Raw genomic sequence first — 12,946 nt, 5'->3', positions numbered from 1 at the left:
CAGATGCAGCTTTAGTTTTAGAAGTGATTGCAGGAGGCGATAATTTTGATAGCACTGTTTCTCAAGAACTAGTGCCTGTTTATAGTAAAGAAATTGAAACACAAATTTTGAATGTGACAAATGAATGGCGTATAGGTGGTGATGGTAGGATTTTAGGTAACGGATTGCCATTTATTATGTTGAACTAAGAACTCCATTGTTTAGCCCAATGATGTTAAGGTGAAATCAATTGTTTATTCTGTGTTTATTTCAGGAGTTTATTTATTGTAAGTAAAAGGAGAAATTAGTTTTCATCTCGGAACTATAATCACCTCACAAAATGAGCTGAATATCTGTTATATTCGGCTCATTGTTTAAAATTGTGTTGAGCAAAAGAGATGACAACATGGATTTGGCAACAGCCGCAATGGCCAAACTTTACATGGTCAGACGCAAAAATTTTGCCTAAGCTCCGCCAACTACATCAAAAGATAGGATTTTTACTTGGTCAAAGTAGTTATGATGGTCAGAGTATTGAACTGAGTTTAGAAACTCTATTAAGTAATATTATTGCATCCTCTGCCATTGAAAATGAAAAAATTAATGTTTATTCCTTACGCTCATCTTTAGCGCGGCGTTTAGGATTATCAGCACAACAGTCCTATCCCAGTACCCAACGCTCCGAAGGTTTAGCTAATATTTTATTTGATGCGTTAAATAATATTCATCAAGAGTTAACCGTAGAGCGTTTATTTCAATGGCATGAATGGTTATTTGCAGAGCCTGACTGGACAACAGCAAAAATAAGAGTAGGGCAATGGCGCGGCGAAGAACCGATGCAAGTGGTATCAGGACGTATAGATAAACCAACCATCCATTTTGAAGCCCCTCCTAGAAGTGATTTAGCACAACAAATGATGGTGTTTATCGATTGGTTTAATCAAAGTCGCCATAATCAGTTACTTGATCCTTTATTAAGAGCCGCAATAAGTCATTTTTGGTTTGTGACTTTACATCCTTTTGATGATGGTAATGGTCGTATCACACGCACCCTAACAGATTTAGCTTTAGCACAAATGGATAGGCAAAGTATTCGTTTATATGCCATTTCATCTGCTATTTTGCAGCAACGACAAAACTATTATCGGATATTAGAGCAATCTCAAAAAGGTAATTTAGATATTAGTGAATGGCTACTATGGTTTTTAGAGACTTTAGAATTGAGTGTCAATCAGTCATTACAAAAAATCGAAAGAACCTTATTAAAAGCACGGTTTTGGCAATATTTTGCCCAAACTGATTTGCATGAGGCTCAACGTAAAGTGCTTAATCGCTTGTTAGATGGTGGTGGAAATGGTTTTGAGCAGGGCATTAGTGCCGCTCAATATCAAAAAGTTGCTAAAGTTAGTAAAGCAACAGCCACACGCCATTTAACTGATATGCTTGAGAAGAGTTGCTTAAAATCGATTGCAGGTGGAGGGAGAAGTGTACGTTATCAGGTTAATTTAGAGGTATTAGGCAGCCGTCACCCCAACCCTCTCCCACAGGAGAGGGCGTTCTCTCTCCCTGTGGGAGAGAGCTAGAGTGAGGGTTTAATGTGTGGTTGGGCTGTAGCTAAAATATCAGCAGCCCTTTGTGTCATCTACTTAGCCTTAAAAACAGAACTAATCGTACTGGTCACGTTCGCAAAACCAATAAATCCTTCGGGGGCTAAAGATTTGCCAGTATTTAAAAACGCCACTGAAATCTCACGTGCAGGATCAGCCCAACACAAAATATTAATGAAGCCTAAATGACCAAAGGCGTCGGCAGTATTTGCACCAAAAATCGTCCATAATTTTTCGCCACGCATAAAACCAGCAGAATAACGCATCGGTGCTTTGGCAGAGTGGTCAAACAATAATTTACCGCGTCGTGTTGCATTGTTAATCGTGGTGGTTTCAAACACGCGTTTACCTTGCCACAAACCGCCATCTAACATCATTTGATAAAAACGACACACTTCCTCAGCACTACAATAAATGTTAGCCGCAGGAATAACGGCTTCATGAGCTTCGGGAGAGTTGATTGCAGACGTAATATCACGGTCACTGACACCCAACATATGATGCAGCATTTTGCTAATCACAGGCACTTTATCTAAACCTGTTGGCAAGCTAACCGCTGCTTGATGACGACGATCTTCAGCCATGCCAAAAGTAAAGTGTTCACAACCTAATGGCTCAGCTAAAACTCGTTGTAACAACTGTGGCAAAGTTTCGCCTGACGCTTTTTGGGCAATTGCTCCCAAAATATAACCAGCGGTAACAGCATGATAAGCCTGTTGTTTTTTGGGTGTGCCAACAGGTGGAGATTCGGCCAAAATTTTCACGACTGTATCAAAGTCATACATTAATTCGGGCGTTGGATTGGCAATTGGCATAATCCGAATGCCTGCCTTGTGGGTTAATAAATCATGAATGGTGGTTAAATGTTTGCCATGAGACGCATATTCGGGAATATATTGGCTCACACGATCATGAATATTAAGTTTACCTTCTTCGGCTAATTTATGAATGAGCATAGCACTAATGGCTTTAGAGCCAGAAAACAAACATAATGGTGTATCAGCAGTCGCTAATTTTGAACCATCATCAGGCGATTCACCCGCTGCACCCACGTGGCTATAACCCAAACCACGACTCATGACGATTTGGCCTTTATAACGAATGACTAAGGTAATCGCAGGATGTAAGCCAGTTTTATAATACGCTTCAACACTTTGCCAAATTTTATCAATCGCTGATGACGATAAACCTAAACTTTCAGGTGAACATTCACGGTCTTTGTTGATAGTGGTAATACTTTTTAAATCGCGTGGTACATTAATGCGGTGACCACCTGTTTTAATATAAGGAAGTAAGGTATTAATACGGTCGAATAACATAAAGTCGTGTCCTGTGGTTAAAAATGGACTTGTGTTAGCTATGTGCTCATAATAAATCAAAAATAAATAAAAGCCTTGTTAAACGATGACTTTCGCCCATTAGGATAGCCAATATGCTCATCAATCATCAACAACCTCATATTCCTGCTTATATTGCCATTATTTTGGTTGAATGGGCATTAAGTAAAGGCTTTAGTCAGCAACAGTTGGCAGGCTGCTTAGCCTTAGATAGTTTACAACTGTTATATGCTGATAATTATCGTTTGGCGGCAGAAGATTATGAAAATTTATTAAATCTGTTATATGGTCAAGGTTATGTAGATTTGGGTTTAATGATTGGTACACAAGTGAATGTATCCAGCTATGGTGTGCTGGGACACGCGATGTTAAGTGCGCCAACGGTAGGTGAAGCGATAAAATACGGTTTGGATTATTATCGTTTGACCAGTAGCTTTATGAGTCTAGAATCACTTGAGCAAACAGAGCATTTTATTATTCGTGCTCAATTAGATTATCCCTTGCCTGCCTTGGCACAATTTGCCCCTGAAGAACTAATTTGTGGGTTTACCCACGTAGCACGGCAATTAATGGGTGAAGATTTTTCGCCATTATTTGTTCATTTTATTGGGCAACAATCCAGTTATCATCAAGCCTTGCAAGACTATTTGCGCTGTCCAATTTATTACCAACAAGCCGATTGCCAATTTAGCATGGACAAACGTTTGTTGTCCTTACCATTAAAAACGGCCAATGCACTCACTGCCAAACAATTATTAATTTTGTGCCAGCAATTATTAGCAGAACAACAGCACCATGTATTGCGTGTTGATGAAATTGTCCAACGTGTGCAACAGGAGTTAAGAGCTAGCCCCAATTATTGGCCAAGTATGCCCGAAGTTGCCAAACGTTTGGCCATGTCAGAGCGTACGTTAAGACGTAAGTTACAAGCGGCTCAAACCGATTTTCAACAGCAAGTTGAGCTAGTGCGTCAACAATTGGCTAAACAGCTATTAGCCAATAAACGTGTGACGGTAGAACAAGCCGCTGCGGTGTTGGGCTATAGCGAAGCAGCCAGTTTTAGACGTGCTTTTCATCGTTGGATGGGGGTTTCGCCACAAGGTTATCGGCAGGGGTGATATTTTCTTGACTTTTTTATTTTTCTGTATTTAATTTGTTCGTAATTCGCGAATAAAGAAAATATGGTTTTTCCAATTATGAAAAGTCAAGATATTTTGTTGGTTTTAAAGTTGCTTGCTATGGAAATAAGACAGCAAGAAGACGAGTTATATACTCTTAGGCCTCATGACTGGTGGTGCGGTTGGCATGATGATCGTGTGGTAACAACTATCTCAATAGAGTGGACATATCAACAATTATCTAACAGTCTTGGCATTAGTGCATCTGAGTGTCATGGTGCAGTAAATCGCTGTTTACAAAATCAATTATTGCGTCTTTCTAGAAAAACACAAAGACCAATTCCGATTGCAAGAAATATAACTGAGTTTTGTGTGCATGGTTTGAAATATATGTTACCGATTGAGGTTGGAGCAGTGGTCAGAGGTATTCCAACGACTTATGCCTCCCCTGTGTTAGTCGGGCAGTTACTTGGTGCAGGCGATTTGCCTTATGTATGGCCTGATGGTACAGGTAAAGTCATGGGAATTTCATTATTGCCAATACATAAGTCAGTGACAAAAGCAGTAAAAAATGATCCGATTTTATATGAGCTATTAGCATTAGTAGATTCAATAAGAATGGGGCATGCTCGAGAGGCAGAATTGGCGAAAAATCTCTTTATACAGAGGGTGAAAATTTGAATAATCAAAAAGTCATGATTGAGATGATTGATGTTGTTGCTCAAAGTTTGGGTGATGATTTATTAGAGAAAGTTGTATTTGTGGGTGGCTGTACAACGGCTTTACTGGTTGATGATGTGGTGACATTGCAACATATTCGTAGTACTGAAGATGTGGATATGATTGTTGAAGTATTGTCTAAATCTGAATATCAGGATTTATGCCAAAAATTACGCCAACGCGGTTTTAAAGAATCTGTTGAAGATGATGTTATTTGTAGATGGCGTTTAGGTTCGATGATCGTTGATGTCATGCCAACCGATCAAGAAATATTGGGTTTTAGTAATATTTGGTATCCTGAAGCTGTAGAGTTTGCTAAGTCGTATCAATTACCCTCTAATCGTATTATTCGAGTTGTTAGTCCTACCTATTTTTTGGCAACTAAAATTGAAGCATTCGCAGGCAGGGGAAATAACGATTTTTTAGTTAGTCAAGATATTGAAGATATACTAAGTTTGATAGATGGATGTTCTTCACTAATTGCAGATTTGCACGCGGCTAATAAAAAAGTGAAATCAGCCATTGCAGCAGCCATACAGACTTTTTTGAATGAATCAGATTTTGAATATCAGGTACAGTCAGTTGCTCAAGATAGGCAACACGAAAACCTCTTATTTGAGCGTTTAATCGAAATTAGTCATTTGTAAAATGGCCGAAAATATCCCCTTTGTTGTCCCTGCCTGTGCTAGTATCTAATCTGTATAATTCTTAGTATATAAAAATAATTAAATCTCTCTGAGGTTGGCAATATGCACAAAGTTTTGTTTTTAAGCTTGTCCGTTTTCGTGTTATCAGCCTGTGGCAATAAGACCAGTTTACAACCCATCACGTTAAGCGAGCAGCAACAAAAACTGTTTGAGCAAAGCTGCAAAACTTGTCACGCTAATCCGGCTAGTCCAGCTCCACAAGTAGGTGATAAAGCGGCATGGGACAAACGTTTAGAGCAAGGCTTACCCACTTTAGTACAACACGCCATTCAAGGTTTTAATGCTATGCCCGCAGGAGGCTTGTGTACTACTTGTACACCGCCCGATTTTGAAGCCATGATCACTTATATGGCTACTGCTCAAACTCAAAAATAATATACCCCTCCCTAACCCTCCCCTAAATTAGAGGAGGGCATCTAAACAGAGGAACGAGGTTAAAATATCATGTTAAATCGTCGCCAGTTTTTAAGTTTTAGTGCTGCGAGTGGAGCAAGTTTAGCCTTATCTGCTTGTTATAAAGCCCCTAATCATCCTGTTCCTGCTAGCCAAAATGCACAAGGTCATTATATTTGGCAAAATTGGGCAGGCAGTGAATATGCTTATCCCAGCAAACGTCTTGCCCCTAGCACCCTCGAAGAATTAAAAACGGCTTTAGCCAATAGCACAGCGCCAATTCGTTGTGTCGGTGCAGGCCATTCGTTTAATGCTCAGTGTGCAACAGATGGTACATTACTCGCCTTAGACAGCTTTTCAGGCTTAATTGGTCACAATGCCGAACAACACATAGCCACGGTCAAAGCAGGCACACGTCTACAGCAATTAGGCCAACTATTAGAACAAATTGGCCAAGATATGGTGAATATTCCTGATATCAACAAACAAACCTTAGCAGGAGCGATTGCCACAGGTACGCATGGTAGTGGTTATGCTTTACCCGCTTTGCATGGTCGCGTGCAAAGTTTTAGGTTAGTCACCGCCCAAGGCCAAGAAATCAATTGTAGTGCTAGCGAAAATGCCGAAATTTATCATGCCGCTTTAGTAGGATTGGGTAGCTTTGGCATAGTCACCGATTACACCTTAGAAAATTGGCCTTTAGCGCGCACAGAGCGTCAAGTGACCATGTTGCCAGTAGACCAGTTATTTGCCGAATGGCCTGATTTATATCAAAAAAATCGTAATGCTGAGTTTTTTTATATCCCATTTACGGGATTGGCGATGAAAGTGTTGCATAACCAAACCGATAAAGCCGTCACGCCACGCGGTGAAGATAAAGACATGGATTCGTTAATGGATTTAAAAAAGTTGCGTGATTATGTCAGTTGGTCGCCAAGTTTACGCAGACGTATTGCGCAAATGGTGGCAGATAATCATGGCACTGAATACGCGGTTGATTATGGTTGGAAACTGTTAGCCTCTGAGCGTTCGGTGCGCTTTCATGAAATGGAATATCATTTGCCTTTAGATGCACAAATTCCTGCACTGAAAGAAGTAATAGAGGTCATCGAAAAACAGCGTTCTGATGTGTTTTTTCCGATTGAGGCACGCGTAATTAAGGGTGATGATCAGGCATGGTTATCACCGTTTTATCAACAAGATACAGGCTCAATTGCGGTACACGCCTATTATGAAGATGACTACAAATTTTTATACAGTTTAATTGAACCGATTTTAAAACGTTATGGTGGTCGCCCACATTGGGGAAAAATGCATTCATTAACTGACAAAGATTTTGCCTTGTTATATCCACAATGGCAGCAAGTCAAAGCCATTCGTCAGCAATTAGACCCACAAAATAAATTCGTTAACAATTACACCAAAAAGATTTGGGGCTTAGCATGAAGTTATCTCGTCGCCAACTGATGATGGCTACAGGCTTAGGTGCAGTAGCAACGGGTATTGCGCTAAAACCCAGTGATCAAGGTGCGCCGCATAATGCCTATTTTTTAGCAGTCAGTCAGGCGTTGGCGAAGGCAGGTTTAGCCCAGCCAACATTGATCATTGATCAACAAGCTTTAGACCATAATATTCAACAAGTGAAACAAGCAACAGCCGTGCATAAGCTGCCTGTTCGCTTGGTGGTCAAGTCTTTGCCATCATTAGATTTGTTGAATTATTTGAGTCAGCAATTAAATAGCCAACGATTTATGGTGTTTAATTTGCCAATGTTGACGACGGTGACTCAGGCTTATCCTCAAGGCGATTTTTTATTAGGTAAGCCTTTAACGGCATTAGCAGTACAAGAGTGGCTAAGGGTTGAGAGCAATCGCGCGGCATTGCCACACATTCAATGGTTAATGGATTCGCCACAACGATTGATTGAGTATAGTGAAGTAGCCAAACAGTTTAATGTGCAATTGCGTGTGAGTTTAGAAATTGATGTGGGTTTGCATCGGGGCGGTTTTGTTGATGTTGGTGAGCTAAAACAAGTAGTGCAAACCATCAAAAGCAACCCTCAATTACAGCTTGCAGGATTAATGGGTTATGAAGCACATGTAGGCAAATTGCCAACAATTTTAAATATGCAACAAAAAGCATGGGATCATTTTAAAAACACCTATCAACAAGCGATTAGCATCCTCACCGAAGCAGGGTATGAGCCACAAAAATTGACCTTAAATGCAGGTGGTAGTCCGACTTATACTTTACATGCAAAAGGGACAGTGGCTAATGAAGTAGCAGTGGGAACGGCGTTTGTACAACCTTGTGATTTTGATTTGGCAACCTTAAATCAGCACAAAGCCGCCTGTTTTATTGCAACCCCTGTGTTAAAAGCCTTAAATCCTGCGTTGATTCCAGCCATTGAGTGGGCGGATGGTTTGCGCCGTTGGTGGGATGTGAATAATGAGCAAGGTTATTTTATTCATGGTGGTCATTGGTTAGCTAAACCCGTTTCACCACAAGGCTTGGCTTTAAGTGGTTTATATGGTCGCTCAAGTAACCAAGAGCTGTGGTTAGGATCATCAAGTCAGCATTTACAAGTAAACGATTATGTGTTTTTTAGACCGCAACAAAGCGAAGCGGTGTTTTTGCAGTTTGGCGATATTGTGGTCTTTGATAATCAACAAAAACAAATAAGCCAACGCTGGCAGGTCTTTAGTATGTCGGCTTAACTGTAAATAACCGCCTTTAATCTAGGTGAGGCTAGTAATTTATTAATGAAGCGAGTAGCATGAGAATAATATCTAATGATTACTTGTGGAGTTAAGTTATGCCATTGAGCTTGCGAAAAATGATAGCGGTTTTGACCTTATCATTATTAAGCATGGCTGGACACGCTGCTTTATCAGTGAGCGAACAACAAAAATTAGATACTGTTGTTACCCAACTCAATCAATTGCCAAAAGTTCAAAATAAATATACCTCACAAGCCAAAGATCAAGCCTTATTGATTGTTGCTCAAGTCGTCAAAGCTAATCCCAGTTTAGCGGCTATTTTAACAGAGCTTGCCATTAAACAAGGTGCAGGCGTGTCAGCAACAGTTAAAGCACTGGCTAAAGTCGCACCTAAGCAAGCAGGAGCGATTGTGACGGCAGCTATTAAAGCATCAAAACCGTCAATGGCGGCAGCGATTGCCGCAGCTGCTTTAAGTGTTGCACCCAAACAAGCAGCCGCAATTACTCAAGCAGCTATTACCGCATCGCCTAAACATGCAGCGGCGATTACCTCTGCAGGCATTAGCACTGCACCTAGTCAAACCCAAACGATTTTACAAGCAGCCTTTAAAATGGGTAGCTCTAGTGAAGATCGCCGTAAAGTAGCGATTGCCGCCGATAATGCAGGTATAAAAATAGCTGTAATTAATCAAGTCCTACGTGAAACTACTACCAACAATAAAGGTCAGTACGAAGTTTTTAAACAGAATCAACAAAATACCAGTGACTCTACCATTATTATGGGATATGTTAACGACCAAACAAATACAACAGGTTTAGGTAGCACTCAAGGTCAAGGTATAAGCGTGTCGATAAATACACCAAGCAATAATGCCTCATCAGGTGGAGGCGGTAGTGGTTGTAATAAATTAATAGCAAGCTGTTCTTAAAATATAACGGAGAATAATAATGAAGTATTCAATTGATTTAATTGAAGAATTGATCGTGTTATCCATGTTTGATTTAGCTAATCATCAAGCAGGTTTAAAAATTCATCATAGTGCAGAACCAATTATTATTGCTGCTGCTGAACGTTTGCATAGTAAAGGCCTAATCAGTCAAAAAGATGGTGGTTATTTAACACATTTAGGGATTGAGGCAGCCGAACATGCGCAATCTGCATTAAATATTTTGGGTAGTTAATTTCGTGAAAATGTAGGGCTAGGCTTCGACCCTTCGGCAGGCTCAGGGCATACCAAGCTCAGCTAGCGTAAAAATGCGCCCTGAGCGTAGTCGAAGGGCATATTATTACAATTGATGAAGCGAATAAATCATGTCCGAATTAAGCCAGCAAAACGAAAAAGATTGCCAAATTCGTCAGTATATCCGCCGACCCGATAAACAGTTTTGGTTAGATTTACTGAATCCTCCGCCATTACCGACTCAAGCCGACCATACCCGTCATACTCGAATTACGCGGTATGCGATAGGTGCTGCTTTTGCTTTAACCACCTTTTATTTTTTAATTTCCTTTTTTATGGGCGGTGCATTCAAATGAGCCAACAAACTCAAGAGCGTTTGGGCAAAGAATTTTTAACCATAGAACGTGGTGTGATTGACGTTAAAGGTAAAGGTGAAATGACTACATGGTGGCTTGAGGCGGAACGTGTCTAAACAATTTTTGCTTAAAACAATTCAAGCGCAAGACTTAGCTAGCATTCAAAAAATTCAACGTGCGGCTTATCCTCAATATTTTTGGGAAGATGATGCAGTGTTTATGGCTAAGCAACAATATGCCCCTGAAAGTTGTTTATTGTTGCATACAGCCGAGCAACAAGCGGTAGCTTATGTGTTTGCTCACCCTTGGCCAATCGGTCAAATTCCTGCACTCAACCAGCCTTTACAATTACCCAAAACCACAGAACAAGTATTGTATATTCATGATTTAGCGGTACATCCTCAGTGGCATGGTCAAGGACTGGCTCAGCATCTAGTCAAACATTTAGTCATCTATGCACAGCAAGAAAATTTTAGCCAAATGGCTTTGGTAGCGGTAGAGCAAGCTCAAGCATTTTGGCAGCGTTTAGGTTTTATCACAAAAAATTATCCACAATTAGATGCTAAATTAGCGACTTATGGTCAATATGCCGTATATATGACCAAAACAATAACGTGAGTGTTTTCACAACTTGCCAAGCTGTCAACAAACTGTCAATAACATGACACCAAATTGTCATTTTTAAGCCTTAAGGTGCAACTTTAAAACCTAGCACAAGGAACATCCGTGCTTGTTGAGAGGTTGCCATGTCTATTTTGCAAAGTTTTGCCAATCCGATTTTACCCTTTGCCGAAACCGATACTATTAACAAAGTGGCCGATGCTTTTTTGAGCGAACATTATAAAGATTGCTTATCGGTAGCTATCGTTAATGACCATAATCAAGCCGTAGGTATGATTAGCCGTCATCAACTTAATGATATTTTCCTAAAAAAATTCGGTCGTGATTTATTTGGTAGTCGACCTGTTAAAGATTTTATGCGTGCCGATGTCTTAGCCGTTGATATGGATAGTAGTTTGGCTAGTGCAGCAGCCTTTATCAGTGCCAATATGGTGTTTCCTTTAAGTGAAGATTTTATTATTACCAATCAAGGCAAATATATTGGTATGGGCGCAGTGCTACATTTATTAAGTGCGATGGAAAAGCAAATTAGCCAAAATGCGGCAGATTTAAACAAAGCCTATAAACAATTATCATCATCACAAGCACAGCTCGTTCAGTCCGAAAAAATGGCGGCTTTAGGACAAATGGTGGCAGGGGTTGCCCACGAAATTAATACACCTTTAGGTTATGTCAATAACAACATTGAAATGTTGAGAGAGTTTTTTGGCCAGCTTAACTTTGTTTTGCAAACCCATGAACGTTTGGTGAATACCTTATTAGCGCCCGAAAGCACCGATGTTGATATTGCTGAAAGTTTAGCGGGTGTTGATGATGCTAAAGCAGGTATGGACTTAGCGCAGTTTTTTAGTGATTTAGATGGATTATTTAATGACACGTTTTATGGTGTGGAACAAATTAGTGAATTAGTCACAGGTCTAAAAGATTTTAGTCGTTTAGATCAAGCGGTCACCGATCATGTGTCGGTTAATGATTGTATTGAAAATGCCTTATTAATTGCACGTAATACCCTAAAATATAAAGTGGAGGTGATTAAACGCTTAGATAATGTGCCGTTAATTAGATGTACCGCCTCACAAATTAATCAAGTGTTACTTAATTTATTTACCAATGCTGCTCAAGCGATAAAAACACAAGGTTATTTATTAATAAAAACATGGGCAGACGCGGATAATGTCTATATCTCGGTGCAAGATACAGGCTCAGGTATTGCGCCCGAAAATCTTGCCAAAATCTTTGATCCATTCTTTACCACTAAACCTGTGGGGCAAGGCACAGGTTTAGGTTTATCGATTTCATTCAAAATTATTCAACAGCATGGTGGTTCGATTCGTGTCGCCTCCGAAGTAGGTAAAGGCACACGCTTTGTTATAGCACTACCTCGTAACCAAATTTTAGCCAAAGCGGCTTAGGAATATGCCATGAACAGCAAACCTCGTATTTTATTAGTTGATGATGAAGAACGTATTTTACGCACCTTAACTATGTTATTAAGAATGCAATATCAAGTATTTTCTACCACAGATGGCCATGAAGCTTTAAAAATTCTTCAACAAGAAAAAATAAATGTCTTAATTTCTGACCAACGTATGCCAACCATGATTGGCACAGAACTTTTAGAAAAAGCAAAAAATTTAAGCCCTAATACCGTTAGAATTTTATTAACAGGTTATGCCGATGTTGAAGCCGCGATGGACTCGGTAAATGATGGCGAAATTTTTAGATATATTAATAAACCGTGGGGGCCAAAGGAATTACGCGACACGGTAGCCGATGCGGTGAATATTGCTGCTAAATTAGAAAAAGTGAATGTGCCTAGTTTTCCTGTGCCTGTGCCAGCCAAAGGTTTAACTTGTTTGGTGTTAGACGAAGATGTGACAGTTTTTGAAACGGTGAAAGAGTTATTGGGCGCACAACATAATGTGTTATGGCGTACCACGATTGCCAGTGCGTTAACAGTATTAGCAACACAACCCGTCGCGGTTTTAGTCAATGAGTTGCAGCTAGCCGATGGTGATGCTTCGATTATGATTAAAACTTTAAAACGCGAATATCCCGATTTATTAACCATTATTAATACCTGTTTTAAAGATACGCAACGAGTGGCCAGTTTGATTAATCAAGCACAAGTATTTAGATATTTACCTAAACCCTTGCGTAAAGGGTTATTAGCAAAAAGTTTAGAGTCAACCTTGGCGCGTTATAAG

At 39.9% G+C, this 12,946-nt stretch carries 15 protein-coding genes and 1 pseudogene; 15 read left to right on the top strand and 1 reads right to left on the bottom strand.

The features are described from left to right. Together Q0212_RS10315 and Q0212_RS10310 are read left to right on the top strand one after the other, a co-directional pair. Nucleotides 1-188 (top strand): annotated as a pseudogene (locus Q0212_RS10315) (hypothetical protein); the annotation flags it as partial. 189 nt (nucleotides 189-377) lie between these two features. After that, complete coding sequence (locus tag Q0212_RS10310; RefSeq protein ID WP_297925129.1) at nucleotides 378-1,562, top strand: Fic family protein; 1,185 nt, start codon at nucleotides 378-380, stop codon at nucleotides 1,560-1,562. Between the two features lie 59 nt (nucleotides 1,563-1,621). Here the strand turns inward: Q0212_RS10310 and Q0212_RS10305 are convergent, their stop codons facing one another. Further along, nucleotides 1,622-2,905, bottom strand: a complete 1,284-nt coding sequence (locus tag Q0212_RS10305; protein ID WP_297925127.1) for a serine hydrolase — start codon at nucleotides 2,903-2,905, stop codon at nucleotides 1,622-1,624. Between the two features lie 113 nt (nucleotides 2,906-3,018). Here Q0212_RS10305 and Q0212_RS10300 point away from each other — a divergent pair, with 113 nt between their 5' ends. From Q0212_RS10300 to Q0212_RS10240, 13 genes are all read left to right on the top strand, one after another. Next, nucleotides 3,019-4,041, top strand: a complete 1,023-nt coding sequence (locus tag Q0212_RS10300; protein ID WP_297925125.1) for an AraC family transcriptional regulator — start codon at nucleotides 3,019-3,021, stop codon at nucleotides 4,039-4,041. 78 nt (nucleotides 4,042-4,119) lie between these two features. Continuing rightward, nucleotides 4,120-4,722 (top strand): hypothetical protein, encoded by a 603-nt coding sequence (locus Q0212_RS10295; protein ID WP_297925123.1) that lies wholly within the window; start codon nucleotides 4,120-4,122, stop codon nucleotides 4,720-4,722. Continuing rightward, the gene (locus Q0212_RS10290; RefSeq protein WP_297925121.1) at nucleotides 4,719-5,408 is read left to right on the top strand and encodes a nucleotidyl transferase AbiEii/AbiGii toxin family protein; all 690 of its coding nucleotides are present in this window, start codon (nucleotides 4,719-4,721) and stop codon (nucleotides 5,406-5,408) included. The genes Q0212_RS10295 and Q0212_RS10290 overlap by 4 nt, the downstream gene beginning before the upstream one ends. Nucleotides 5,409-5,510: 102 nt before the next feature. Continuing rightward, complete coding sequence (locus Q0212_RS10285) at nucleotides 5,511-5,843, top strand: c-type cytochrome (RefSeq protein ID WP_297925119.1); 333 nt, start codon at nucleotides 5,511-5,513, stop codon at nucleotides 5,841-5,843. Nucleotides 5,844-5,912: 69 nt separating this feature from the next. Further along, nucleotides 5,913-7,307, top strand: coding sequence for a D-arabinono-1,4-lactone oxidase (locus Q0212_RS10280; protein ID WP_297925117.1), 1,395 nt, complete (start codon nucleotides 5,913-5,915; stop codon nucleotides 7,305-7,307). Continuing rightward, nucleotides 7,304-8,578 carry an alanine racemase gene (locus tag Q0212_RS10275; protein ID WP_297925115.1) on the top strand — a complete coding sequence of 425 codons (1,275 nt, stop codon included), beginning with the start codon at nucleotides 7,304-7,306 and terminating at the stop codon, nucleotides 8,576-8,578. The genes Q0212_RS10280 and Q0212_RS10275 overlap by 4 nt, the downstream gene beginning before the upstream one ends. A gap of 98 nt (nucleotides 8,579-8,676) precedes the next feature. After that, nucleotides 8,677-9,510, top strand: a complete 834-nt coding sequence (locus Q0212_RS10270; RefSeq protein ID WP_297925113.1) for a hypothetical protein — start codon at nucleotides 8,677-8,679, stop codon at nucleotides 9,508-9,510. 19 nt (nucleotides 9,511-9,529) lie between these two features. After that, nucleotides 9,530-9,763 (top strand): TIGR02647 family protein, encoded by a 234-nt coding sequence (locus Q0212_RS10265; RefSeq protein WP_297925112.1) that lies wholly within the window; start codon nucleotides 9,530-9,532, stop codon nucleotides 9,761-9,763. Between the two features lie 130 nt (nucleotides 9,764-9,893). Beyond that, entirely contained in the window at nucleotides 9,894-10,118 is a 225-nt protein-coding gene (locus Q0212_RS10260; protein ID WP_297925110.1) for a hypothetical protein, read from the top strand. Continuing rightward, entirely contained in the window at nucleotides 10,115-10,234 is a 120-nt protein-coding gene (locus Q0212_RS10255; RefSeq protein ID WP_297925109.1) for an adenylate/guanylate cyclase domain-containing protein, read from the top strand. The genes Q0212_RS10260 and Q0212_RS10255 overlap by 4 nt, the downstream gene beginning before the upstream one ends. Then, nucleotides 10,227-10,736: a GNAT family N-acetyltransferase gene (locus Q0212_RS10250; RefSeq protein ID WP_297925107.1), complete on the top strand. Its 510-nt coding sequence runs from the start codon at nucleotides 10,227-10,229 to the stop codon at nucleotides 10,734-10,736. The genes Q0212_RS10255 and Q0212_RS10250 overlap by 8 nt, the downstream gene beginning before the upstream one ends. 128 nt (nucleotides 10,737-10,864) lie before the next feature. Further along, a complete protein-coding gene (locus tag Q0212_RS10245; protein ID WP_297925105.1) occupies nucleotides 10,865-12,151 on the top strand; it encodes an ATP-binding protein in 1,287 nt (428 codons plus the stop codon). Between the two features lie 9 nt (nucleotides 12,152-12,160). Continuing rightward, nucleotides 12,161-12,946: response regulator (locus tag Q0212_RS10240; RefSeq protein ID WP_297925102.1), on the top strand; the 786-nt coding region annotated here is incomplete at its 3' end.

It is taken from the genome of uncultured Agitococcus sp., from assembly GCF_937920075.1.
Taxonomy (GTDB): Bacteria; Pseudomonadota; Gammaproteobacteria; order Pseudomonadales; family Moraxellaceae; genus Agitococcus.
The sequence above is the reverse complement of the archived record's forward strand: the minus strand, read 5'-3'. Positions and strand labels throughout refer to the sequence as shown.

What these genes read in the sequence shown, in the direction of transcription:
- Q0212_RS10310 (WP_297925129.1), top strand. Translation starts at nt 378, where the DNA reads ATGACAACATGGATTTGGCAACAGCCGCAATGGCCAAACTTTACATGG.
- Q0212_RS10305 (WP_297925127.1), bottom strand. Translation starts at nt 2,905, where the DNA reads ATGTTATTCGACCGTATTAATACCTTACTTCCTTATATTAAAACAGGT.
- Q0212_RS10300 (WP_297925125.1), top strand. Translation starts at nt 3,019, where the DNA reads ATGCTCATCAATCATCAACAACCTCATATTCCTGCTTATATTGCCATT.
- Q0212_RS10295 (WP_297925123.1), top strand. Translation starts at nt 4,120, where the DNA reads ATGAAAAGTCAAGATATTTTGTTGGTTTTAAAGTTGCTTGCTATGGAA.
- Q0212_RS10285 (WP_297925119.1), top strand. Translation starts at nt 5,511, where the DNA reads ATGCACAAAGTTTTGTTTTTAAGCTTGTCCGTTTTCGTGTTATCAGCC.
- Q0212_RS10280 (WP_297925117.1), top strand. Translation starts at nt 5,913, where the DNA reads ATGTTAAATCGTCGCCAGTTTTTAAGTTTTAGTGCTGCGAGTGGAGCA.
- Q0212_RS10275 (WP_297925115.1), top strand. Translation starts at nt 7,304, where the DNA reads ATGAAGTTATCTCGTCGCCAACTGATGATGGCTACAGGCTTAGGTGCA.
- Q0212_RS10270 (WP_297925113.1), top strand. Translation starts at nt 8,677, where the DNA reads ATGCCATTGAGCTTGCGAAAAATGATAGCGGTTTTGACCTTATCATTA.
- Q0212_RS10265 (WP_297925112.1), top strand. Translation starts at nt 9,530, where the DNA reads ATGAAGTATTCAATTGATTTAATTGAAGAATTGATCGTGTTATCCATG.
- Q0212_RS10260 (WP_297925110.1), top strand. Translation starts at nt 9,894, where the DNA reads ATGTCCGAATTAAGCCAGCAAAACGAAAAAGATTGCCAAATTCGTCAG.
- Q0212_RS10255 (WP_297925109.1), top strand. Translation starts at nt 10,115, where the DNA reads ATGAGCCAACAAACTCAAGAGCGTTTGGGCAAAGAATTTTTAACCATA.
- Q0212_RS10245 (WP_297925105.1), top strand. Translation starts at nt 10,865, where the DNA reads ATGTCTATTTTGCAAAGTTTTGCCAATCCGATTTTACCCTTTGCCGAA.